We start from the raw sequence: 24,947 nt of genomic DNA, 5'->3' as shown, positions 1-24,947 counted from the left end.
TCCATTACTGGCATTAGTCAGATGACCGCCTTCGGGAGGTTGATCCGCGCACCTGACTAGGATAACATGACAATCGTAGTTTAGTTTAGCCGCGGCCGCAGCAAGGCTGGCCCTTCACGCGCGGCGCCATCAAAACCTTTGAAACTCAGCACAGAACGCCTGCGCGGCGTCTGTGTGACATGGCGTCCGCAACGAATGATCGACAGGAATCAGATTGCAGCAGAACAGGCAACGTTTCGAGCCTTCGCAAACAGCTATCTGCGTGAGTTGAATTCCGGGAACCCCGTGTTCCACCGCATTGGAGAACGGAACTTCGATTGCGTGGAGATTTCCCTGCCATCGCGGCATGTAGTCCTGCGTATCGAAATCAAATCCCGATCGCTTTGCGGAATGCACCTCTTTGGACAGATCTGGATGCGTCAGGATGCCGGTCCAAACTGGCACGAGATAGAGCCGATCCTGGCCGTGCATCTGCTTGTGCTGGGAGCCAGAGAAGCCGGATCGGCAACGCACCGACAGGCCGATGTGGAGCTTCTTGAGCGGATTCTTCAGAGCTGTCAGGCGACAAAACGTTACCTCGACGCCGCCGACCGGGCGCCGCCACTGGTCGGCTTTATAGCCGCGGAACAATCCCTGTATTTCGGACATCCGCTGCATCCGACGCCCAAGAGCCTGCAGGGCATGTCAGACTGGCAGCAGGATGTTTATGCCCCCGAATTGCGCGGCGGTTTCCAGCTGACCTATTTCGCTGCCGCTGCCCACCTTGTCCGCGAGGATTCCGCCGGCATCGCGGTGACCTCGATCGTCGGGTCATTACTGGGGAATGACGCCGGCAACGTTGCCGCCAGCAGCGGCGAAATGCTCCTGCCCATGCATCCGCTGCAGGCGGAAGCATTGATGCTCGACCCGGCGGTGCGCGCGCTCATGGATTCAGGGCAGATCCGGTATCTCGGTCCGGCAGGGCCGGTGTTCACGGCGACGTCCTCGGTACGCACGGTTTACAGCGACGACGCCGCCTGGATGCCGAAATTTTCGCTGCCCGTCCGCATCACCAACTCCAAGCGCGTTAACAGGCGGCATGAGCTGGAGGCCGGCGTTGCGGTGGCGCGCCTGTTCGAATGCGCCGGGATCGACACGTTCGAGCCGCGCCTGGGCTTTCTCCATGACAGCGCCTACGTGACGCTGGATATTTCCGGACAGGCCGAGAGCGGTTTCGAAGTCATCTTCCGCGAAAACCGGTTCCGCGCCGACGATACCGTAATAACCGTTTCGGCACTGACGGCCGAACCGCGTCCCGGGCACAGCTCGTTGTTCGAAAACGTCGTCCGGCGCGTCGCGCGTGATCACGATATCTCTGCGCGGCAGGCGTGCCGTCGCTGGTTCGAATGCTATCTCGACTGTGCGCTCGACCCGCTGGTCAGACTCTACGACCGGTTCGGCGTCGCGCTGGAAGCGCATCAGCAGAACAGCTTGCTGGACCTTTCGCAGCAGGGGCTGCCCAGCCGATACCTCTATCGCGACAGCCAGGGATTCTACCTCTCGAACAGCTTCAGGGCCCGGTGGTATCGCCTGGTGCCGGAGGTTGTCCAAATCCGCAGCCTCTTCTTCGATGACCGTGAGATTCGCGAGCGGCTCTCCTACTACCTCATCGTCAACCAGATCTTCTCGGTCGTCGCGCGCGCCGGACATGACGGCTTGGTAAGCGAGGCCGAACTGCTCGGCATCCTGCGAGTGCGGCTCAAAAAGCTGGCGGGAGAGCTCACTGGCGCAGGCCGGGAATTCGCGTCCAGCCTGCTGGACAAGCCTAACATCACCGCAAAGGCCAATCTGGCCATCCGGCTGCAGGACGTCGATGAGCTGGCCGAGGGCGGCAGCGCCATCTACACGCATTTTGCCAATCCACTGAGCGGTGTCGGGCTTTTTATGGCCGCGGAGCAGACACATGCCATTGCCTCTTGATCTCCACGGCATCCCCGAGCTGCGTGTCATGCGCCAGCTCGCGGAAGCCCTGGTCTATGAGGGCCTGGTCGATTGCGCGGTGTGGCGAGGCGGCGGGAAAGCCCGTTTCGAATGGCGCTGCGACGGCGCCTCGATACGCTGCGAGGGATCGATCGGCGCCTTCGGCCGGGTCAGGATCGCCCCCGAAACGATCATGCGGGGCTGCGGCGGCCCATGGCGGCCGGCGACGCTCGGCGATCTCCTTGCGAGTATAAACACCTGCCCCGATCGGCGTGCGCAACTTACATCCGAACTGGATCGGACGCTGGATTTCAGCGCCTGGAACAAAAGCAACCTCCAGCGCAGACCGCGCCGCGATCTCCCATTTGCGCAACTCGACAGCGCGATCGATGAGGGCCATCCCTATCATCCGTGTTTCAAGGCGCGCACCGGCTTCGATTACACCGACCATGCGGCGTACGGCCCGGAAGCAGGCAACGCCTTCCAACTGGCCTGGCTGGCGGTCGCGCCCGAACGTCTGCACTCGGCGTTTCCCACGGACGAGCAGGCTTTCTGGATGCACGAACTCGGCGCCGAAACGTACGCGCTGCTGGACGAGCGCCGTGGCCCACTCGGCGACAATGCAGGGCGGTTCGGCCTGATGCCGCTGCACCCCTGGCAATGGAAAGCGTTGCAGAGCTCGGAACTGTCACGCTGGCTGGCGGAGGGCTCCGCCGGATTCCTCGGCGAGGCCGGTGATCGCTACACCGCCAGCCAATCCGTGCGGACGCTTTTCAATCGCGATCACCCGCGACGCGCCAATCTTAAACTGCCGATGAATCTCGTCAACTCGTCGGCCAAGCGTATTATCGAACCGCATTCGGTGGGCAGCGCGCCGGCGATCAGCCGCTGGCTGAAGGACATCGTCGCCGGCGATTCGCTGTTCGAGGCGCGCTATCCGCTCACGATCCTCGGCGAATATGCCGGCACGATCGCAGATCGGGACGGACCGCTCGCAGGACAGATCGCCGCGATTTGGCGAGAGGACGTTACGAGCAGCCTTAAGTCCGGCGAAACCGCGGTGCCTCTCAACGCGCTGATGGCCTTGGAGAGTGACGGCCGGCCGTTCGTCGCGAACTGGATCGAGCAGTACGGGCTGGACGTCTGGCTCGACAGGCTTGTGGATACGGTGGTGATGCCGGTGTTTCACCTGCTCGTCGGCCATGGCATCGCGACGGAAGCGCATGGCCAGAACCTGATACTGATCCACCGGGACGGCTGGCCAGTGAGGCTGGCAATGCGCGACTTCCACGACAGCGTCGAATATGTGCCGGGCTTCCTGCGCGATCCCGATGCTGCACCCGACTTCCTCGCCTTGAACCCCGCCTATCGCGACGCCGCGCCCAACCAGTACTATTGGATGGTGAGTGCCGAGCTGCTCGGCGAGCTCTGCATGGACGCCCTGTTCGTCTACAACCTCGCCGAGATCTCGCATCTGTTGCGGCACTGTTACGGGCTCGACGAAGACAGCTTCTGGTCGGATGTCGGCAGGCGATTGCGGGACCATAGCCGGCAGTTCGGACTGACACACCGGCAAGCCGCACTTGGCCTTTTCAAGCCACGCATCCGCACGGAATCGCTGCTGCGGCGGAAGCTCTCGCCACCGGGCAACGAATGCGCCCACGAAATCCCAAACAGCCTTGCAGTCGCGTAAGGGAACAGAAAACATGATCACAATCAACGACACGGTCTTTGATCAGGCCTATTTCCGCGATGCGGCGGACCGCATGGCGGCGGCGGCGCAACTCGACAAGCGCGCAGGCGACCGTTTTGCGGTCTGCTTCTCCGAGGCGCAGGATTGGCTGGCGTTCTTCTTTGCCGCGCGCTCGGCGGGCGCCAGCGTTCTGCCGCTGCATCCCTCGACACCATATGCCGCAGCGCGCCGGCAGGCGGAGACGGCAAGGTGCAACTGGCTTTTCTACAACCGGCTGGAAGGCGAGCCGATCTGCGAGGAGCGCGCGAGCGAAGCTGGACAGCTGTTGCAGATGAGCTCCGGCACGACCGGCGAGCCGAAATGCATCGCGCGCGCCTGGAGCGACATAGACGACGAGATCGAGAGCTACACCTCGGCGTTTGTCGAGCCACAGGACATGACCCCCTTGATCGCGGGGCCAACCACCCATTCCTATGGCTTGATCTGCGGCGTACTGGTGGCGCTGAAGCGCGGCCAGTCGCCCGCCATACTGGACACCGGGAACCCCAAATTCCTGCTGCGCAAGCTGCGCGAAACCGAGCGCCCCTACCTGATCTCGTCGCCGGCCATCTTGTATACGCTCGCCAGGCTTTTGCCGGCCGGCGAGCAGATCCACGCAACGATGACATCCGGTACCCTCTTACCCGAACCCTGGTTCAGGCAGATCAGGGCCAAATCCAGGCACATGTTCCAGCAGTACGGCTGCTCGGAGGCCGGCTGCATCGCGATCAACCCGAATGTTCAAGCGGCTAATGAAGTCGGTTATGTGCTGCCGCGCTTCTCGTTGCGTGATACCGGCACGGCCGGCGAGCCGAAAGAAATTGCCGTCGAGCGCAAGGACGTGGCGGTCGAGACGCGCGACCTTGGCTATCGCCGCGACGACGGCATGCTGGTCTTCCTGTCGCGCCTCGATGACCTGATCAACGTCTCGGGCCTCAACGTCTATCCGAAGGAAGTCGAGGACGTCGTCTTGACGTTCGGCGGCATTGGCGACGCCGTCGTGTTCCGTAAACAGGATGCATTCGCGGGCGAGCGCGTCGCGCTTCTGTTCAGTGCCGAACATGCGGTCGACCGGACGCAGCTTCGGCAACGGTGCGCCGAGCGGCTTGCAGCACACCAGGTGCCAACTGAAATCCTTCAGGTGGAGCGGATCCCGCGCCAGGCGAACGGGAAGATCAGCAGGCGCGACGTGGCCGCGCGCTACGGTGCGGGCGAATTCGGGCCGGTACGGACGGAGGCAGCCTGATGACCTATGATCAAATACTCGACGCAATCGGGACTATCCTGCGCGACAAGCTCGACAACCAGCATATGGATGCCTTCGCGCCGCAAGCCAGGCTGAACGAGGATCTGTATCTCGACTCCGTGCTTGTCCTCGAAACCATGCTGGCTCTTGAACTCGACCACGGCGTCGCGTTGCCCGAGGCGGTGATCAGTCGCCAGGATCTGGACACGGTAGACGATCTGGCGCGGTTGTTCGCCAAGGCGTCGGAACCAAGTGGAACCCTGGTGAAGCCCGCAAAAGAGCCTGTTCTCGCTCGCGCCGAAAGAGAAGCGGCCGAGCGGATCGGCGTGCATGGCGAGGACTTTGTCGACATCAAGGTCCATTGCTTCGTCAGCAATGTCTGTCACGCGGTGAAGCAAAGGCAGCTTGACCATCGACCCTTCTTCTTCGGCGTCTGGGATGCGGGTTTCGCCGTCGATAAAAACTGGCGGCTGGCGTATCACGCGTCTGAAATCAACCACGACTTCTTCCGCGATTGGTTCGAGCGCCTGTATGGCGCCAAGCTTCGCCAATGGTATCGGCCGGGCGCTACGAAGGAAGAGAACCTGGCGACGATGCTGGAGCTTCTGGAGCGCAAGAAGGAGAGCGAGTACCTGATGGTGATGCTCGATCTCTTCCACCTGCCGGAGCGCGAGAACAAGTTCAACCAGAATCCGTTCCCGCACTATTTGATGCTGGAACACACCGAGGATCCGGCGGTTTGGATGGTCCTCGACCCGGATTTCCGCTGGGAAGGCAGGATCGAGAAGCAGAAAGTCATCAACGCGATCATGCAGCCGACTGTTGCCGGCGGCTTCATCTTCGACGCTGCCGACATCAGGAAACCGTCGGCCATCGATCTGCGCGACTACTTCCTTGCCTGCTTCCATGAAGATGACAATCTTTTGACACGTGCCACGCGCGAGGTCGTCCGGGCGCATTTGGAAGGCCGCGACGGCCTGAAATTGGCCGAGTTGTCGACGGCGCTGCGCGAGTTGCCAGTTATCTCGATCCGCAAATACGCGCTGGAGCACGGCTTTGCCTTTTTCTGGCGATCGCTGCAGCTTTCCAACGCCGAGTTCGACACGATCTGCGACGACATCGAATCCTTGATCCAGGAATTCAAGGCGCTTCACTACGCCATCATGAAGCTCGGCCAGATAGGCGACGAAGCGCTGGCGGTACGGATATTCGAAAAACTCGATGTTCTGGACGCGATGGAGCGCTCGCTGAAGCGCCGTCTCGCCCACACCTATCGGTTGTGGTGCGACACCCGCGGCCTCCTGCACGCGCCACGCCACGATGTGGAGGACGCCGTCGCATGAGACTGTCGCTCTGCACGATCACGTTCCGCCATCACCTGCTGTCGCTGGAGGATATCGCGCGATGGGCGGCGGCGAGCGATTTCCAGGGGGTAGAGCTCTGGGGCGCACACGCGCGCAACATGCAGCATATGACCGACCGCAACGCCGACTGGATGGCGGCATTCGGCCTTTCCGTGCCGATGCTCAGCGACTATCTGCCTCTCGATGAGGATCTGACGTCACTGCGTCATGCCACGTCGAATCTCTGCCGTCTGGCCGGCCGCTGGGGCGCCCGCAAGGTGCGAACATTCGCCGGCAAGTCGGCAAGCCGGGACACCTCGCCCGAAGCGCGCTGGCGACTATCGGCGCGGCTCAAGGATGCCTGCATGATGGCGCAGGACCAGGGCTGCCAGATGCTGGTGGAGACACATCCAGGAACGCTTGCTGATACGCTGGCGTCGACGCAGCGCCTGCTCGAGGAGGTCGATCATCCCGCGCTGGGGATCAATTTCGACACTTTGCACGTCTGGGAAGGGGGCGCCGATCCGGTCGCTGCGCATCGCGCGCTGTTGCCGCACATCCGGCACTATCATCTGAAAAATGTACGCTCGCGTGCAGACCTCGCCGTGTTCGAGCCGGCAAATGTCTATGCCGCGGCCGGAAAGCGGACGGGCATGACCGCGCTTTTCGATGGTGCGGTGGACTATCTGCAATTCCTGGATGAGGTGTTCGAGCGCGAGGAAGTAGATGCCTCGCTGGAATGGTTCGGCGGCGACTGCTTCAACATTCTCGCCACCGACGCCCGCAACATGCGTCTACTGCGGGCGGACCGCGAGGCACCGATCCGCGTCGGCGTCGCTTGAGCATCGAAGGCGCCAACGCAAACATCGTTTCGCAGCCGGCGCGGGCGATTGTCCGCGACCAGCGTTTTTGCAACATCAGAATCGCGCCGTGGCGCTCAGCCGGAACGAGCGGCCGGGATCAAAGTGCGGCGCCACGCCAACGAAATCCTGCCCGTAGGCAGCACGGTCGGTGTAGGCTTCGTCGAAGATGTTGAGGGCATCGGCTCGCAGCGTGAAGTTCGGCTTCGAAGGCGGCGTCCACTCGACGTAGGCGTTCACCACCTCATAGCCGGGCAGTTCCTTCTTTGCGCTTGTCGGATCGGTTGGATGCCGCACCAGCGTCCTGTCGGTTCTCAAGGCGATTTCGATGTCGCCACCGACCTTGACGCCCCAATCGTCGAATGTGTAGCCGGCGCCGATCATCACGATCTGTCCGAGAGGCGTCGTCAAATAGCGGCCGATCTCCGTATCAGCCGGCTGGCCGTCGACGTCGGCATTGATGTCGGCGTATTTCAGGCTGACAAAGCCGGCGTCCCAATCATAGCGGCCGCCGATTTCCCAGCCTTTGGAAACGAGATCAAGCGTTCGGATCGATGTGAAAACAGGCACCGGCGCGCCGCGTCCGAACACCGGCAGGCGCGCGTCGTTGATGTCGGTGCGAAACACGTTCGCCTCGAAGGTGAAGCCGTTGTAGCGCGCCTCTAGACCGGCCGTATAGTTGTTAGAGGTCACCGGCTCCGGGCCGTCGCCATAGGTCCACAGCGGGTTCTGCAGGTAGTTTTCCGCCAGCGGAACGCCGCCCCAGACATGCGAGGTCCCAGCCTTTACGGTCAGGAACTCCGGGATAAGGTCATACTCGCCCGAAATGTTGCCGCTCAGGCCCGCATTGTTCCAATCCGAATCATCGACGCCGGTGAACCATTGGTGATCGGCGCGCCCGCCGAAGGAAATCCTGGTCCGGTCGAAGGGCTCCAGCCGCGCCTGCGCATAGGCGCCGATATTAGTGGCGCGCTCGTCCGTAAAGAACGGCTCCGTCGGGTTGAGATAATCCAGATCGGCCTTGTCGTTGTAGAAGTCGAAACCCGCAGTGACGCTGCCGATGTCGAGCGCGAACCGGTTCTCCACTTTCCCGTTGAAGCTGCTGGTGGCGCCTTCCGTGGGCGACACAACGTCGAAGAAATATTCAGGTGCTGCGATCTGCGTTTTGCTATAGGCGAGCACGATCTTGGGGTCCCACCAGCCTTCCGGCGAGGTATCCGTATAGGTAAAGACCGTGTTCTGGCGGCGCAGGTCGTAGTTCCGCAATTCGGGTTCCCGGCCCGGTCGATTGATATAGACATTGGCGCGATAGGGGCGTAGCGCGTCGTCGCGGACCCGCTCGTGGCTGAGCTCGAATCGATGGCCCTCGACACTCTCGTAAGCGACCTTGGCTAACCCGCTGATTAGATCGGTGCCGGTCCCCGGCATCCCCTCGCCGTTGCCGGCGGTGAAGTTACCGCCACGGCCGTAATTGATGTAGCCGAGGTACTCGAACCCGTCCTGCTGGCCGAAGGCGCTCACGCCGGTGGTGAATGTCCCGCTGTTGGTGTCCCATATGCCGGTAACGAAACCGCCGAAGTTGCGGCCGGGTTCGAGCAGATCGACGGCGTCCTTGGTCTCGAATCCAAGCGATCCCGCGAGCGCGCCAGGACCGGCGTCGGCCGGCGCGACGCCTGCCTGCACCGACGCGGCCTTCAGCAGCGCCGGGTCGAGCAGGTATGTGCCGTTGTGGTGGAACACCTTGTTGTTCTGTCGTGACCCGTCGACAGTCACGGCTAGATTGTTTTCATCGACACCATTGACGTAGATCTTCTGCGTGCTGGGTATCGCGCCGCCGACGGCGATCTGCGGTTCACCGGAGAACACCTCCCTCAAATCCTGCGGTTTCTTGCGGTCGATCTCCTGCTGGTCGATGGTGATCAGGTTGGCGCCGGCCGTCGCGTTGGCGCCCGCCCCCACGTCGAGGACGAGAATCGTGTCGAGTTGCGTACCCCCAGCGGGAGCCTGGCTGTCTTCATTTTCTTCGGTGGCGCTCGTACTGGCTTCCGTTTCTGGGACGGGGGCGGACTGCGCCAGCGCGTCGGGACACAAGAAGATGGACATCGCGATGCTGACGGTCAGCGCTCGCAACAGATCGGATGACATCGGCTAAATCCCCTCGATTACGGTAGCCCCGGCTGGCGCGAACCGCGCCTGTAGGACTGCCTTAACCCATCGGTTGCGCTGTCGCAATAAACTTGATAGTAAATATCCAGTTTTATGCAAGCCTTTGTATCTGTTGCGCTCTTCGAGCGCCGCAGCCGCGGAGCATTCTCAGGCGTGGTGCAAATTCTCAGGCGTGGTGCAGGACGGTCAGCCGACCGGCGATGTTTTCGACCCGCATCGAGAAGCCAAAAATGCTCTCCAATATGTCCGGCCGGATGACGTCGCCGGTCTCGCCCATTGCGACAACGGCGCCATCCTTCATCGCGACGACACGGTCGGCGTACGAGGCTGCATGATTGATGTCGTGGAGTACGATAAGCACGGTCTTGCCGTGCTCGTCGGCGATGCGTCTCAGCGTCCGCATGAGATTTCTTGCATGAAACATGTCGAGATTGTTCAGCGGCTCGTCCAGAAGGATGTAATCCGTTCCCTGGCAGAAGGTCATCGCGACGAGGGCGCGCTGCCGTTGCCCGCCTGACAAGGTGTCGATGAAGCGCAGCGCCAGGTCGCTGAGATCGAACTGCTCGAGCGACGCCGCGATGATTTCACGGTCTCCCGCCGTCAGCCGCCCGCGGTGATGCGGGAAACGACCGAACCCCACCAGGTCGACGACGCGCAGGCGGCCTGCGACGCCGGGATCCTGTCGAAGGATGGCCATGATCTTGGCCAACTGCCGGCTCGGCGTCGTATCGACCGGCAGCCCGTCGACGGTGATGCGGCCGCTTTGCAGGGGCTGCAGGCGGGCGATCAACGACAACAGGCTGGACTTACCGGCGCCATTCGGTCCGACAAGCGCCGTGACGCCACCCTTCGGTACTGTCAGGCTCACATTATCCAAAATGCGGCTGCCGCCAAGAGCCAGGGAGACGCCTGCAATCTCGATCATCGCCGGCCCGCAGCAAACAGAATGGCGAGGAACACGAGGCCGCCGGCAAATTCCACGACGATGCCGAGGCTGCCTTCCCCGCCCAGAGCGTGCTGGAGGATTGTCTGGCCGCCCACGAGCACGATTATCGCCGTGAACGCGGCTGCCGGCAGAAGGATGGCGTGTCGGTTGGTGCCGACGATGCGCTCAGTGAGCGAAACCACCAGCAGGCCCAAAAACGCCATCGGCCCAACCAGCGCCGTCGACGTCGATACGAGCGCGGCGACAAGAACCAGCAGCCCGGCAGCCATGCCGCGCCACGCGACGCCGAGCCCGATGGCTGTGTCGGTGCCCAGCGCAAGCACATCGAGAACATGTCGCGCCCGCCAGGCGATGGCGACTCCCGCCACGGTGATCACGCCGGCCAACAGCATGAGATCGGGTTCCACTGTATTGAAGCTGGCGAAGACCGCACCTTGCAGCACGGCGAAATCGTTCGGATCCAGCAGCCGCGCCAGCAACGTCGTCAGCGATCGGAACAGAACGCCCAGCACGACGCCCGTCAGCAACATCAGCGTCAGGTCGAAACGCCGGCGAAGCATCGGCAGGAACAGCGCCAGCGCGAGGCTCGTCATTACCGTGAAATTGCCGAGGAAGTGCAAGCGGGGATCGATGCCGGCAAAGCCGAAACCGCTCAGCGCAAAAACAAGCGCGGTCTGGCAAAAGACGTAGAGCGCATCCAGCCCCATGATCGATGGCGTGATGATGCGGTTGGCGCAAACGGTCTGAAACACGACCGTCGAAACCGCCACCGCCACGCCGACCAGAACCATCGCCGCCAGCCGCACGGCACGCAGTTCGATCACGAAGGCGAGATTGCCGCGCAGGCCGATCGTCATGAACGCGACGCTGACCAGCACTGCGACCGCCGCCATCATCGCGAGGCGGCCCTCGAGTCGCATCGGGCCGCGTTGCATCACGACTTCAGTCATTGCTGTTTCGGCCAAGCAGCAGGATGAGGAAAAGCACAGCCCCGACGACGCCGAGGATCGTGCCGACCGGAACCTCGTAAGGGAAACGGATGAGTCTGCCAATGATATCGCAAGCAAGCACCAACGCCGCACCACTGCCGGCGACCCATGGCAAGGTGTGGCGCAGGTTTTCGCCAGCGAAGCGCGATACGATGTTGGGCGCGACAAGGCCGACGAACGGGATCGTTCCGACAACAACCACGGTCAGAGCGGTGATGGCCGAGACGATAATCAGGCCGAGCCGAAGCATGCCGGCATAGTTCAGGCCGAGCCCTATGCTGACCTCCCTGCCCAACGAAAGCATCGTCAGGCGGTCGGCTGTCCACCAAGCCAATACGACCAATGCGCCCGCAACCCACAACAGTTCATAGCGCCCGCGCAGGATGCCGGAAAACTCGCCCGTCATCCACACTTCGAGAAACTGCAGAAGATCGAGGTGCCATGCCGTAAAGATCGCGGTAGCGCCAATGATGCCGCCATAGACCAATCCGAACAGCGGAACGAGAAAAGGTTGTGCAGGCGGCAACCTATGGGCGAGCATGAGAAAAACGGATGTCCCGGCGAGAGCGGTGACGGCAGCGCCGGCTGCTTTCCAGCCAAGCGATGCATCTGGCCACACCAGCGTAGCGACCAGTATGCCGAGCGCCGCCGATTGCGCGGTTCCCGCCGTCGACGGCTCGACGAAACGATTGCGGGCAAGCGTCTGCATCACAAGCCCTGCGATGGCCAAGGCGCTGCCGGTCAGAAGTGCCGCTAGTGTCCGCGGCAGGCGGCTGATCATGATCAGCCGCAACGCTTCCGGATCTGAAGCCAGACTGTCTATGGCGAGCTCGCCGACACCGACGAACAAACTGGCCACAAAGAGCGCCAGCAGGGTTGCGGCGCCGATTGCCTGATAAGCGAAGCCTTGAATGCCAAGCGATCCAGCGGTCATTTGGTCTGCGAGAAAGCGTCTCGAATGGCCTCAAGCACGCGCATCGTCGACTGGACGCCGCCTGCAGCGATGTAGAAATCGGCTGCCGGCATGTAGACCACCTGCCCTTTCTTCCAGGCCGTGGTTTCGGCCGCCAGTTCATTGTCGAGCGTTGCCCTGGCATTCTGCTCGCCCGAACCGATCGCCGCGCCGCGATCGAGCACGATAAGCCAGTCCGGATTGGCATCGCGGAGGAACTCGAAGGAGATCGCTTCGCCGTGGGTGGCGGCCTCAACATCCTCGACGGTCGGCGTGAGTTGGAGCGCCGAATGCAGCCAACCGAAGCGGGACGTCTTGCCGTAGGCAGTCACTTTCGGGCCGCTGGTCATCAGGATGAGAGCCGTACCCTTGCCCTTGACGGCGGCACGTGTCGACGAAAGCGCGTCATCGAGTTCCGCAGCAAGCGCCGCCGCCTCGGCCGGCTTGCCGACGAGAGCGCCGTAAGCCATCAGGCGCTGCTTTGCCTGCGCGAAAAGGTCATCGCCCTCCATTGTCATATCGATGCTCTGCGCAATCCGGCTCGTCGCCGCCAGTTGCGGCGAGGAGCGCCCGCCGACAATGATAAGGTCCGGCGCCAGCGCGCTCAGGGCCTCCAGATCGGGCTCGAAGAGGGTCCCGACGATTTCCGCACCGTCCTTCAATCCTGCGAGTTCGGGCACATAGAGTTTATCGGGCAGACCGGCAATCTTCACGCCCAGGCTGTTCAGCGTATCGACTGCCGCAATATCGAACACCGCGAGCGTTTGCGGCGTCTTGTCGACCGTCACCGGGCCTTTCGCGGTTTCGATCTCGGTTGCGAACGCCTGAACGAGGAAAAGCGCCAGTGCCGGCAACGCCAGGACCGACTTGAGCCATTTCATGAGCATGCTCCGTGTCGAAAACGACGCCTCAATCGCGCCAGGCCAGCGGCTGGAGATTTTCGCGGAAGGCGAACCGGGCGAGATGCGATTCGATGACCTGCTTGGTCTCGTTTAATGCGCCGGTGTCGGCAGCTTCCACCATTATGGCCAGCTCTTCGAGACCGGCATTCATTGTAGCTGTGCCACAGGAAAACCGGCACTGCCCATGCCCTTCGCCATAAGCGACCTCCACCTTGTGCGCGAAATGTTTGCATAGCTGCTGGATATATTTGCCCGCATTCGGTGTTTCGCAGCGCGTGGTTGCAGTCAGCATGGAGTCCTCATAATATGACGTTTACACTCCACTTATCGTAAGCTATCCCTCCAGACAAGGTCGGCCTCATGAGCAGTCGCCCGCAAGAATGCCTGTAGCGACAGCCCCATATTGCCATGCTCCTGGCAGTCCAGACCTTCGAACAGAAAAAGCGTTCCAATGCTGCTTAGATTTTTCTCCTACTACCGCCCCTGGAAGGGTCTGTTCATCCTGGATTTCTGCTGTGCGGTTCTGTCTGGCATGCTGGAGCTCGGGTTTCCGATGGCGGTCAAGCTGTTCGTCGACGAACTGCTGCCGACTCAGCAGTGGCTGTTGATACTTGCTGCGTCGGCCGGCCTGCTTGCCATCTATGTGTTGAACACCGGGCTGATGGCGGTCGTGGTTTACTGGGGTCATATGCTCGGTATCAATATCGAGACCGAGATGCGCCGGAAGAGCTTCGATCACCTGCAGAAGCTCTCGTTCCGCTTCTATGACAACCACAAGACCGGTCACCTCATCGCCCGCGTCACCAAGGACTTGGAGGAGATCGGCGAGGTTGCCCATCATGGCCCGGAAGACCTGTTCATCGCGATCATGACTTTCCTCGGCGCTTTCGCGCTGATGTTCCTGGTCAATCCGCAGCTTGCACTGATTACGGCGGCAATTGTGCCGCTCGTCGCCTGGGTGACAAGCCGCTATGGCGCGCGCATGACGCGCAACTGGCAGGCGCTTTACGGGCGGGTCGGCGATTTCAACGTTCGCATCGAGGAGAATGTCGGCGGCATGCGCGTGGTGCAGGCTTTCGCCAATGAAGATCACGAGCGCAATCTGTTCGCGCGTGACAACGCCAGCTACCGCAAGACCAAGCTCGATGCCTATCGCATCATGGCCGCCAGCACGTCGGTGAGCTACATGAGCATGCGGTTGATCCAACTGGTGGTAATGATTGCCGGAAGCTACCTCGTGCTGCGTGGCGAACTTTCCAGTGGCGGCTTCGTTGGCTTCCTGCTCCTGGTCAATGTGTTCTTCCGGCCGATCGACAAGATCAATTCGGTGATCGAAACCTATCCGAAAGGCATCGCCGGATTCCGCCGTTATGCGGCTCTCCTCGACACTGAGCCGGACATCGCGGATCGGCCTGGTGCTGTTGACGCACCGACGCTCCAAGGCAACATCAGCTACCGGGATGTCACCTTCGGCTATAGCGGCGAACGGGCGGTCTTGAAGAACATCAATCTCGACATAGCAGCCGGACAAACCATCGCCTTCGTGGGACCGTCCGGCGCCGGCAAGACGACGCTGTGCTCGCTGTTGCCGCGTTTTTACGACGTCGACAGCGGCGCCATCACGATCGACGGTTTGGATATCCGCGACATGAGGCTGGCCTCATTACGCGGCCAGATCGGTATCGTGCAGCAGGACGTGTTCCTGTTTGGCGGAACGATCCGCGAGAACATCGCCTATGGCCGGCTGGACGCGGTCGATAGCGAGATCGTCGAGGCCGCGCGCCGCGCGCGCCTCCACGAACTCATCGCTTCACTGCCGGAAGGCCTCGATACGATCATTGGCGAGCGTGGCGTAAAACTTTCGGGCGGTCAGAAACAGCGCCTGGCAATCGCGCGCATGTTCCTGAAGAACCCGACAATCCTCATCCTGGACGAGGCGACGTCGGCACTCGACACGCAGACCGAGCGGGAGATCCAGCAGTCGCTGGCAGAGCTTGCGGAAGGCCGAACGACACTGGTGATCGCACACCGGCTGGCGACGATCCGCAAGGCCGATCGCATCGTGGTGGTCGCCGATACCGGCATTGTCGAACAAGGTCCGCATGATGAGCTGGTGGCGCTTGGCGGTGCTTACTCACGGCTGGGCGAGGCTACGGACTGACGACGCAGCTCTCAAAGCTGAAGCCGAGGGGAGTTCTACTGAAACGCACCCGATCGGGCCGCGCAACGCTGTGGACGATCGCCTGACCTCGGCGGCGAAAGACGTGGACAGGCCCCCAAGCCCGCTCCAGCCCACGGTTCGAGATCGGCAAAGATCTTTCTGGCTGTGAGGTGATTCCAAGCGGCGGGCGCGCCCGCCGCTTGGAGGTCTAATCTCGACCGTGCCGGCCGAACGCTGGTATCAGCGGCCCCAGATCCCCTGGCCATAACCGGGCCCAGGAATATCGAAGATCGAATTCCCTGCCGAGGTCGGTGCGCTGTCGGTCGTGCTGACACTCGCTGTGCCGCTCGGGTCGGCCGCGTAGCCGTTGTCGGACACCATCGAATGGTGACCGGTGTTCGAATAGCCGGAGCCATGGCTGTAGTCGGAGCCATAGTGGTCGCTGCCGGCAAGAGCCATGCCGGAGGCAAACAGGAAAGTGGCAGTGGCAAGAACGATCTTAAGCATTTCAATTCTCCATCTTTGAGGGTTAGCATTTGGCCTCAACGCGCCGTGCCCCGCACCGCATCAATGAGCTGTCTTTCATGCCCTTTGGGCAAACCGACCAACCGCTATCCTTCTGGATTTGCGGCAGCAGGTTGTTCAGCGCACGGTTTGTCTTGTTACGTTCGTGCGCTGTTCGGAGGGCTGCTTGATAGCAGCCGAGATGATCACCATTCGGCGGCGTCAACGCGGCCTGTATGAATGGCGGCTGTTCCCGATCAGCCGTCGCGTGGCGGGGTTGACGTCTGCCCCTTGTCGATCATGGCGTTGTAAGAGCCGGCGAGCCCCTTCATGGGCCGCATGGTTTTGGTCAACAAGGCTCGCGCGGAGCCGGTCGGGGAAATCGTACGAAGTAACTGGCTTATGCATTTTGAACCTCAGGTTTCGGAGCAAGACGCGTCGGCACCTCGACAAGACTAGATGTTCGTCCATGGCGCTGGATACTTGTGTCTCGCCCATCGAATCTGCCGCATCTGCGGTTCTTATTGTCATACACCGCTTTCGTTTCAGGCGTTTTTCTGTAGTGCGGTGGGAGTGTTTCGTTTGTTTCAGGGGCACGCGCGACGGGGCGGGCCGCATTTTGTGGATGGTTGTGGTCCGAGTCGTTTGCTCCGGATCCAGAAAGGATCAAGTCGACAAGGTTGCGAACACTCTGGCGCGTAGCCGAGCGGCCCGGAACGAATGGAAGGCCGCCCGCAATCTCGCGGAGTGTCCTTTCCGCGCCGTCCGATCGACACGTCCTGGCTCGGCGCTGCGCGGCCAGTGGTGATCCATATGGTCACCGATCCTGAACGAGAACAGCACGAGCGAAGGCAGGACCTGGATCGTAGGTTCAGACTGAATCCGGCGGAGGCTGACGTCGTCCTGGAAAATCTCAATGGCAACGGGCGCGACGCCGCTGCCCGGCTCGGCATCGCGGCCACACGGTCAGAGCGCATCTAAGGCATGTCTTCGAGAAGGCCGGCGTGCGCAGGCAGGCCGAACTCGTCCGGCTGCTGGAGGCGAGCGCGAGCTGACGAGCACTGATGGCGGTGATTTTTTAACTAACGCCAAAACTGTTCCTACCAGGCCAACACGGCCTGCGTAGGTCATGACTGCGTCCTTTCACGACCTTCTCCTGGGGAAAAGAAAGGTCTGGGCAGGTCAATATCCCGTCCATCCAGAACACATGCTGAATAACGGCTTTCCGGGAGCCGACCTTCAGCCGTCGCATATCGTTCTCGTCGGAGATTCGACGAGAATCTTCCTCGATGGGCGCGACACCGGCTTCCACATGCCACAGGCCTGTCCGCCTCGGCGCGACCCAAGGACGGACAGGCTCAGCCTCCGCTTACGGCCGGATGTTGTGGTTGACGCGGAAGAGGTTCGCCGGATCGTATTTGCGCTTGACCGCGACGAGCCGCTCATAGTTGGCGCCGTAGGCGGCGCGTACGCGCGCTTCGCCTTCATCATCCATCATGAAGTTGATATAGGCGCCACCATGCGGGTTGTGCTTGTGCACCGCGGCCCAATACTCGCTTGCCCAGCGCCTCAGCTCCCGCGCCTTCGTCGGGTCGGGGTCGATGCCGGCGATAACCATGGACCAACGCGCTCGCCGCGCTCCCCAGGCGGTGGCGTCCGGAGCCACTTCCTGGACCGCTCCGTCGATCGGGTAGAGATGCATCAGCGACAGCTCGCTCGGGGTTTTCGAGCCGTGCTCGGCATGGGCACCGATGGCCGCATCGGACAGCTCGTCGACATAATCGCCCTTCCAGTACCACTGCAAGCCCTTCGGCAGCAGCGGATCAAACAGCGCCTGCAGATCGACGAAGGGCATCTGCATCATACCGTCCATTAGAGGCTTGGGAAGCGCGTCGCGCACGGGCTGCATCGCTCGGATGCCGTCCTCCTCCGCGCCGTTGTAGCAACTGATTAGCGCGCAGATGCGCCTTCCCCAGATCTCGCGCGGGAAAGGGTCGCAGGAGGGCACCGTCTTGATGCCGAAGAACATCCCGAGCTCTCGCGGCGCTCCGGGCAGGAAGTCCCGGTACCAACGCATGATCTCTACGGCATGTGCGATGTCGAAGAAGATCGGCCCGGCATAGACATCCTTCGCCGGATGCGCCTGAAATGTGAAGCGCGTCACGACGCCGAAGTTGCCGCCGCCGCCGCGCAGCGCCCAGAACAGCTCCGGGTGTTCGTCCTCACTTGCCGTCACGACGCTGCCGTCGGCCAGCACGACCTGGGCCGCAAGCAGATTGTCGATGGTGAGGCCGTGTCTGCGCGTTAGATGGCCGGTGCCGCCGCCCAGCGTCAGTCCGGCGATGCCTGTGGTCGAGACGAGGCCCGCCGGCACCGCCAGCCCATGAGCGCTGGTGGCGCGGTCGACATCGCCTTGGGTGCAGCCGGCCTCGACGCGGACCGTGCGAGTCCTGGGATCGATATCGACCCGTTTCATCGGCGACATGTCGATGACCATTCCGCCGTCGCAACTGCCGAAGCCTGGACCGTTGTGGCCGCCGCCGCGAATGGCAAGAACCAAATGCTTCTCTCGGGCATGATTGACTGCCGCGACGACGTCGGCGACTTCGGCGCAGGGGACGATCCAGCGCGGCCGCTTGTCGATCATAGCGTTGTAGAGCCCGCGAGCCTCTTCATAGGCCGGATGGTTTTGGTCAATAAGGCTCGCGAGGAGCCTGTCGGGGAAATCATACGAAGTAACTGGCTTATCCATATTGAACCCTCAGGTTTCGGAGCAAGACGCGTCGACGCTCGCCAAGAATAGATTGTTCATCCTGGGCGCCGGACATTTGCGCTTCGCCGGTTGAATTTGCCGCATCTGCGGCTCTTCTTGTCATACACCGCCTTCGTTTCAGACGTTTTTCTGTGGTGCGGTGGGAGTGTTTCGTTTGTTTCAGCGCGCGCCCCACGGGGATGACAGGCGGCACTTTGTGACTGGTTATGGTCCGAGTCGTTTGCTCGAGCAGTGGTATCGGCCGTGCAACCTAGGCCATTCGTGTTTCCGCCGTTTTTCCGGAGGATTGGGTAGAGTTTCGTTTTCACGTCAGCGCTGGCGAAGATTCCCACGCGCCGAAACAGTTGAAACAAATCACGCATCGTCTGAATGTATGCTGAAACAAAGAGGGCCTAGTATCCGCCCTCGCGAGATCACGCGAACAAAGGGAACGACCATGCGGCCTGATAATCCGGTGCCATCCACACACACAGGCTATGCCCTTTTTGACGCCAACAATGTCCTCGTCGACGGCAATCCGGAGATATTTGGAAGCCGGCGGCTCGATCGCGGCGAGATGCATCCGATGGACACCATTGCCGCAGTCGCCGAAGCCCTCTCACATCTAAAGAGTTTCGACGGCCGCCCCATCGAGCCGGGCAACGCGTTCGCTGAAAGCGCCGCTGCGCGATGGACGCAAATCGACAACCCTCCAGTTGAAGCTGAGACATTGGATGGCCGGTGGAAGTTGCTCACCGCACATCCTCGGCCGAATGGTGGCATGGCCCTGGTAAGCGTCGACATTACCGACATGAAGCGAGCACAGATCGCGCACCGGGAAAACGCGGAGATATTCCGCTGCATCACGGACAGTCACCCGCTGCCCGTTTGGGTGGTGGACGCGGGAAGCGGGAAAATCGTCTACGAAAGCCTCGATGCGTCAAACCTGCTTGGCCGAAAATGGACCCCGAACGAGCCGCAATTCCTGACGGATTATTTCGTGAATACTGGCGAATTCTATGAAATCAGTTCTCTCGCCAGCAACAGCGAGATCGTGCGGGATCACGAAATCCAGCTTAGAAACACAAGCGGATCGACCCTCTGGTGCTCGACCAACTGCCGTCGCGGCGTTTATGACGGGCGCCCCTCGCTCATCATCGGCGTATTGGACATCACGGAACGTAAGCAGCGCGAGGATCTGTTCGGTTTCCTGATTAAGCATCATCCGTTGCCGGTATGGATGACCGACGCAAGTTCGGGGGAACTCATTTACCAGAGCAATGCTGCCGAACGGCTGCTTGGATGGAGCAAGAAGGCGGAACGCGAGACGGTGCGGCTCGGCGACTACTTTGTCGACCCCGAGAAACACCGGGAAATCAATCGGGAGCTCATGCAAAAGGGCGTCGTCGAAAATTGCGAGGTGCTTCTTAAACGACCCGACGGCCAAGAGTTCTGGGCCACGGGCAATCTCAGGATCGTCGAGTTCCAAGGCCGGCGAGTGGTTCTCGCCGGCATCGCCGATGTGACCAAGCAGAAGAAGCGTGACGGCGAAGTCGCTGCGGCGCGGGAGATGCTCGCAGACGCCGTCGAATCACTCTCCGAGGGATTCGCACTGTACGACGAAGATCACCGCCTGGTCATGTGCAACAGCCTTTACCGCGAGTTGAACCACCCGGTGCGGGATCTCGTTGAACCGGGCGTGGAATGGAACGAGCTCCTTCGCGAATCCGCCAAGCGCGGCGTGTACCGCAACGCGGTTGGGCGCGAGGACGAGTGGCTCGACGAGCGGATTCAAGGCCGGATCGAGTTCCACTCCCATTTCGAGGTCCCCCTCTCCGACGGCAAATGGCACTCGGTTTCGATACATCCCACCGATCTTGGCGGCTTCGTCGTAACGCGCGCCGACATCAGCGGGCGCAAAAAGGCCGAGGCTGCCGAGCGCGACGCGACGGCTCTGCTGCAAAAGGTGCTCGATGCCTGCCCTTCGCCGATACACATGACCACGTTCGAGGGAGAAACGCTCTACCGCAATCCTGCTACCAGAGATCTCTACGCCGATCGCCCTCGAATAACCGACCACTATGTCGATCCAGACTATAGCGCAATATTGGAGCGCACCCTGATCGAAAAGGGCAGGATCGATGATTTTCGGGTCCAGCAGTACGACACCGAGAACAAGCCCTTCTGGGCTTCGGTTTCCGCTCGCCTGATCGAGTTCCAGGGAAGGCAGGTGATAGTGTCGAACACGACGAATATCACCGACATGATCACCGCCCAGCAAGAAACGCGTAAGGCAAACGAGCGGCTGATCGACGCGATCGAATCTCTGGCCGAAGGGTTTGCCCTCTACGACAAGAACGATTGCCTGGTGCTGGCCAACAGCAGGTACCGCCAGATGCATGCGATAAGCGCGGATGTGCTCGTTCCCGGGGTGAACTGGTTCGATTTCCTCCGCGTGACCGCAGAGCGCAACCAGTTTCCGGTTCCACGGGACAAGATCGACGACTGGCTTGCCGAGAGGGCAAGGGACCGCCGCGAGTTCCGGCAACAGGAATTCCGTCATACGGACGGCGGTTGGTTTTTCGTCTCGAACTGTCCAACCCGCGAAGGTGGGTTCGTGGTCACCCGTGTCGACATTACAGAGCGCAAGCGGGCCGAGGAGGCCGCTAAGGAAGCGGATGAAATGGTCCGTAAAGTCCTCGAAGCCTGTCCCGTCAACATCCAGATGACCCGCGCGCATGACGGGAAGCTGCTCTACCGCAGTCCCGCCACGGTTGAGCTGCTCGGCAATGTGACCAGCGCCATCGACTACTATGTCGATCCTTCAGAGCGGGTGCGATACGTTGAGCGGCTGCTCGCCACGGGGTTGGTCGACGATTTCGAAACCCAGCTCAAACGCAAGGACGGTAGGATCTGCTGGTGCTCGATTTCGTCTCGACTGATCGATTATCACGGTGAGAAGGTGATCGTTTCCCACGCCTACGATCTCACCGACCGTATCGAAATGCAGCAGGAATTGGAGCGCCAGCGCGAGACGCTGCACCAGAACGAAAAAATGTCGGCGCTCGGCGGATTGCTGGCGGGGGTGGCGCATGAGCTCAATAATCCGCTCTCGGTGGTGCTTGGCCTGTCATCGCTGTTGAAGGAGACCGCAACCGACGCCAAGGTCGTGGAACGCGCCGACAAGATGAGCAAGGCAGCCGAACGCTGCGCCAGGATCGTCAAGACTTTCCTGGCTATGGCCAGACAGCAGCCGACGCGGACCTCAAACGTTGCGATCGATGACATTATTTCCGAAGCGGTGGAAGTGGCGAGCTATTCGATTCGATCGTCGGACATCGGGCTTTCAGTTCATCTTGAACCTGGTCTTCCCCCGATCTGGGCGGATCCCGATCAACTTGGCCAGGTGCTGATCAATTTGCTTGTCAATGCAGAACAGGCGCTGCACGGCTGGGAAGGGCAACGGACAATCACGGTTTCAACGCAGCTTCATTCCAAGACCGGCAACATAGTCGTCAGCGTTGCCGACACGGGTCCGGGAATTCCCAAAGAGATACTTCCCCGCATTTTCGAGCCGTTCTTCACGACCAAAGAGATTGGGGCAGGGACTGGGATCGGGCTGTCCTTCTGTCATCGGATCGTTCAATCCCATGGAGGAACCATCGAGGTCGAATCTTCAGAGGGGGGTGGCTCGACCTTCATACTTTCGCTGCCTGCTTCGGACCGAATCGAGGAACGAGCCGAAACGGCCGAAGATGAGCTCCCGAATTCAACTGGTATTGCTTGTCTGGTGGTGGACGACGAAGAGGAAGTGGGTGAGCTGGTTGCTGAGGTGCTCAGGCGAGATGGTTTCAAGGTCACCATTGCCAGATCCGGCGAAGAAGCGCTGGTGCAGCTCCAGAACCGCACTTTCGCGCTGATCCTGAGCGATCTGAAAATGCCGAACATGGATGGACGGGGATTGTTCAACCAGATTGCCAAGCTTCATCCGGCCGAGCTCGACAGGTTAGCCTTCCTGACGGGGGACACGATCAGCCCGGACGCGCAGATGTTCCTGCGCGCCGCGAAACGGCCCTATCTTGAGAAACCGATCAAACCTAACGAGCTCCGTTCGTTTGTCTCGAATCTGGTCAACAACAATACTTGACAGATCAGTGGATTTGCACGTCACTTCAGGGGCAGCTTATCCATTAGGCTAGTTGCTCGGTGGTCGATTTTGACGACGCACGCACACGTAGTGGTCTGCGATGACGAACCGGATATCCGCGACACGGTGGCGGAATATCTGGAGCATCATGGCTATGCCGTGACAACGGCCAACGCGGGGCCTGCCCTGCGCGAACTTATTAATAGCCAGCACGTCGATGTGGTCATATTGGATATCCGAATGCCAGGCGAGGACGGCCTCTCCCTGGCGCGATATCTACGAGAGCACTCAGACGTTGCCATTATCATGCTGACCGGATCGGCGGAAATCGTCGACCGCGTTGTCGGATTGGAGATTGGCGCCGACGACTATGTCGCGAAGCCCGTGGACCTGCGGGAGCTGCTGGCACGGGTGAAGGCCGTGCTGCGCAGGACGTCGGCGAGCGAACGAGCTGCGGAGAAAGCGAGTACTCCGGACTCTCACCAGGTCCAGTTCGGCAAGTGCCGCTTCGACCCGGACGAACACAAATTATACAACGCCGAGGGGGCTGAAATAGCGATCACCGCGATGGAGTTCCGGCTTCTGAAAGTATTCAGCGAACATCGCGGACGAGTGCTCAACCGCGATCAACTGCTCGAACTCGCCCATGACCGCGGATGGGATCCCTTCGATCGTAGTATCGACATTCGCGTTTCGCGCCTGCGGAAAAAAATCGAGGTCGATCCCTCCAAGCCGGAGGTGATCAGGACGATCCGCGGCATGGGTTACCTTTACTCCTGAGCGCGCCGCACGGTGGACCAGCGCCTCATCCCTTGTGGTTGAGGTATTGCGACTTTGCGGTCCCAGGCGGAGGGCCCCGCTCGAACTACTGAGTTTCCGGAAACCAGCTGCGTTGCCCTGGGCTTCCACTATCACGTGTGGGCGCTGAGAGAGGCGTGCGGGCCAAGCCGGCCTTCTCGACACCTGGATTGTGTGCCGCAGCCGCCGGTTTGCGAGGCTGCGACACGTTTCCTGCGCCGACACGACGCCGGCACCAGAGCGCGGGTCAGAGCCGTGCGATGCCGAGAAAGTCCGGCGCTCCCACCCACGCGTCCTTGAAGCGCGCATCCATCGCTTCGGCGTCCGCTGTCCTGCCGGTCCTGCGGAACACCTCGCGCAGGCCCCACAGCGCCCAGGCGTTGTTGGGCGTCTGCTCCAGGACGTGCTCGAAGGCCGCCGCGGCCGCCTCGTGCTCGCCCATGGCGATGTAGACCGCGCCGAGGGTTTGTCGGACCGGATAATACCAGTACGCCGGTTCCATATAGGCAAGGCCGTCCTCGATCGCGACGGCCGCCTCAAGCTTATTGCGCGCTTCCCGCAGGTTGCCCTGGTGCTGGGCAATGCGGGCCTCCACGATCAGCGCGCTCAATTCCAGCAAATTCGGCGCCGGAAGTCCTCCCGCCGTCTCCGTGGAAAAATCGGCCTCGGCAGCGAGCTTGCGGATTGCGGCGGTCTCGGCGCGCGCCGCCTCGCTCGCACCCTTTGCGGCGAAGGCGACGCCCCGTGCATATCGCCAGGTTGCCTCGACATAAGGCAGGGCGTTTGCCGGCAGCGGCAGCGCGAGTATGACCTCGGGATCGCTGTACTGGGCGTGCGCGAAATAGGGAGCCGCCTTGATCGGCTGCAGCCCGGCCACCTTTCTGGCCATGGTGTCGGAGACCAGCGATTCGAGCTTTTTGGCCGCCTCGGCGATTGCCTCGACGTCGCCCGCCATCTGTGCGGAGGTCATAAGGAAATGCAAGTTGTGCGGATAATAGCCGTCAGTGTAGACGCCGGGCGTGCTCTCCGGCGCTATGCCGACGCGCTCGAAATAGGCCTCGTCCGCTGCCACTGCCTCGCGGTTGATCTCCAGACTGTCGGTCCACCGGCCGACCTGATGATAGATGTGCGCTGGCATGTGCACGATGTGTCCGGCGCCGGGCATGAGGGCGGCAAGCCGGTCGGCATGGGCTTCGGCCCTTTCCGGCGTCGTGGACGCTTCGACGGCATGGATATAGAGATGGATCGCGCCGGCATGATCCGGATTGCGCGCCAGCACCCGCTCCAGTGAGGCCACAAGCTTGACCGTGTCCGGCTTTGGCGTTGCTCCGCCATCAAGCCAGTAGTCCCAGGGCATCAGGTTCATAAGCGCGTCAGCGTAGAGCGTGGCGATTTCGTCGTCCTGCGAATGGCGGTCTGCCAATTCCGCCATCGCCGCGGCATAGGCCTGGTTCAGGGCACCCTGGTCGGCCGAAGTATCGGCGCTGTAG

18 protein-coding genes are annotated in these 24,947 nt (G+C 61.3%); 9 read left to right on the top strand and 9 right to left on the bottom strand.

Translation table 11 applies throughout. The annotated features are described in order from the left end of the window. Nucleotides 1–195 precede the first annotated feature (195 nt). The 5 genes from EOA85_RS01845 to EOA85_RS01825 are packed head-to-tail and all read left to right on the top strand — an operon-like array spanning nt 196 to nt 7,122. Nucleotides 196–1,959 carry an IucA/IucC family protein gene (locus tag EOA85_RS01845; protein ID WP_127208123.1) on the top strand — a complete coding sequence of 588 codons (1,764 nt, stop codon included), beginning with the start codon at nt 196–198 and terminating at the stop codon, nt 1,957–1,959. Continuing rightward, complete coding sequence (locus tag EOA85_RS01840; RefSeq protein ID WP_127208122.1) at nt 1,943–3,652, top strand: IucA/IucC family protein; 1,710 nt, start codon at nt 1,943–1,945, stop codon at nt 3,650–3,652. The genes EOA85_RS01845 and EOA85_RS01840 overlap by 17 nt, the downstream gene beginning before the upstream one ends. A gap of 13 nt (nt 3,653–3,665) precedes the next feature. Beyond that, nucleotides 3,666–4,937 (top strand): AMP-binding protein, encoded by a 1,272-nt coding sequence (locus EOA85_RS01835; RefSeq protein ID WP_127208121.1) that lies wholly within the window; start codon nt 3,666–3,668, stop codon nt 4,935–4,937. Beyond that, nucleotides 4,937–6,280 carry a DUF6005 family protein gene (locus tag EOA85_RS01830; RefSeq protein WP_127208120.1) on the top strand — a complete coding sequence of 448 codons (1,344 nt, stop codon included), beginning with the start codon at nt 4,937–4,939 and terminating at the stop codon, nt 6,278–6,280. The genes EOA85_RS01835 and EOA85_RS01830 overlap by 1 nt, the downstream gene beginning before the upstream one ends. Then, on the top strand, nt 6,277–7,122 hold the full coding sequence (locus tag EOA85_RS01825) for a sugar phosphate isomerase/epimerase (protein ID WP_029355863.1): 846 nt from the start codon (nt 6,277–6,279) through the stop codon (nt 7,120–7,122). The genes EOA85_RS01830 and EOA85_RS01825 overlap by 4 nt, the downstream gene beginning before the upstream one ends. 75 nt (nt 7,123–7,197) lie before the next feature. Here the strand turns inward: EOA85_RS01825 and EOA85_RS01820 are convergent, their stop codons facing one another. From EOA85_RS01820 to EOA85_RS01795, 6 genes are all read right to left on the bottom strand, one after another. Beyond that, on the bottom strand, nt 7,198–9,285 hold the full coding sequence (locus EOA85_RS01820; RefSeq protein ID WP_127208119.1) for a TonB-dependent receptor: 2,088 nt from the start codon (nt 9,283–9,285) through the stop codon (nt 7,198–7,200). A gap of 187 nt (nt 9,286–9,472) precedes the next feature. Next, entirely contained in the window at nt 9,473–10,231 is a 759-nt protein-coding gene (locus EOA85_RS01815) for an ATP-binding cassette domain-containing protein (protein WP_127208118.1), read from the bottom strand. After that, complete coding sequence (locus tag EOA85_RS01810) at nt 10,228–11,202, bottom strand: iron chelate uptake ABC transporter family permease subunit (protein ID WP_127208117.1); 975 nt, start codon at nt 11,200–11,202, stop codon at nt 10,228–10,230. Before EOA85_RS01810 ends, EOA85_RS01815 begins: the two co-directional genes overlap by 4 nt. Further along, complete coding sequence (locus tag EOA85_RS01805; RefSeq protein WP_127208116.1) at nt 11,195–12,175, bottom strand: iron chelate uptake ABC transporter family permease subunit; 981 nt, start codon at nt 12,173–12,175, stop codon at nt 11,195–11,197. The genes EOA85_RS01810 and EOA85_RS01805 overlap by 8 nt, the downstream gene beginning before the upstream one ends. Then, the gene (locus EOA85_RS01800; protein ID WP_127208115.1) at nt 12,172–13,074 is read right to left on the bottom strand and encodes a siderophore ABC transporter substrate-binding protein; all 903 of its coding nucleotides are present in this window, start codon (nt 13,072–13,074) and stop codon (nt 12,172–12,174) included. Before EOA85_RS01800 ends, EOA85_RS01805 begins: the two co-directional genes overlap by 4 nt. Nucleotides 13,075–13,102: 28 nt before the next feature. Beyond that, entirely contained in the window at nt 13,103–13,387 is a 285-nt protein-coding gene (locus tag EOA85_RS01795; protein ID WP_029355851.1) for a DUF2218 domain-containing protein, read from the bottom strand. 159 nt (nt 13,388–13,546) lie between these two features. Between EOA85_RS01795 and EOA85_RS01790 the strand changes: the two genes are divergently transcribed. Continuing rightward, nucleotides 13,547–15,256, top strand: a complete 1,710-nt coding sequence (locus EOA85_RS01790; protein WP_127208114.1) for an ABC transporter ATP-binding protein — start codon at nt 13,547–13,549, stop codon at nt 15,254–15,256. A 240-nt stretch (nt 15,257–15,496) separates the two neighbouring features. Here EOA85_RS01790 and EOA85_RS01785 read toward each other — a convergent pair whose 3' ends face one another. Then, nucleotides 15,497–15,763: a hypothetical protein gene (locus EOA85_RS01785; RefSeq protein ID WP_127208113.1), complete on the bottom strand. Its 267-nt coding sequence runs from the start codon at nt 15,761–15,763 to the stop codon at nt 15,497–15,499. A gap of 717 nt (nt 15,764–16,480) precedes the next feature. On the opposite strand from EOA85_RS01785, the gene EOA85_RS38020 reads away from it, so the two are divergent. Beyond that, a complete protein-coding gene (locus EOA85_RS38020) occupies nt 16,481–16,741 on the top strand; it encodes a hypothetical protein (protein WP_206523222.1) in 261 nt (86 codons plus the stop codon). 388 nt (nt 16,742–17,129) lie between these two features. On the opposite strand, the gene EOA85_RS01770 is transcribed toward EOA85_RS38020, so the two are convergent. Then, on the bottom strand, nt 17,130–18,512 hold the full coding sequence (locus EOA85_RS01770) for an FAD-binding oxidoreductase (RefSeq protein WP_127208111.1): 1,383 nt from the start codon (nt 18,510–18,512) through the stop codon (nt 17,130–17,132). 457 nt (nt 18,513–18,969) lie between these two features. On the opposite strand from EOA85_RS01770, the gene EOA85_RS01765 reads away from it, so the two are divergent. Continuing rightward, a complete protein-coding gene (locus EOA85_RS01765) occupies nt 18,970–22,659 on the top strand; it encodes a PAS-domain containing protein (RefSeq protein ID WP_164759442.1) in 3,690 nt (1,229 codons plus the stop codon). 69 nt (nt 22,660–22,728) lie between these two features. Next, nucleotides 22,729–23,439 (top strand): response regulator transcription factor, encoded by a 711-nt coding sequence (locus tag EOA85_RS01760; RefSeq protein WP_127208109.1) that lies wholly within the window; start codon nt 22,729–22,731, stop codon nt 23,437–23,439. A gap of 265 nt (nt 23,440–23,704) precedes the next feature. On the opposite strand, the gene EOA85_RS01755 is transcribed toward EOA85_RS01760, so the two are convergent. Further along, nucleotides 23,705–24,947 (bottom strand): tetratricopeptide repeat protein (locus EOA85_RS01755; RefSeq protein ID WP_127208108.1); only part of this gene is annotated, 1,243 nt, incomplete at its 5' end.

The organism is Mesorhizobium sp. M5C.F.Ca.IN.020.29.1.1 (genome assembly GCF_003997375.1).
Lineage (GTDB): Bacteria > Pseudomonadota > Alphaproteobacteria > Rhizobiales > Rhizobiaceae > Mesorhizobium > Mesorhizobium wenxiniae.
The sequence above is the reverse complement of the archived record's forward strand: the minus strand, read 5'-3'. Positions and strand labels throughout refer to the sequence as shown.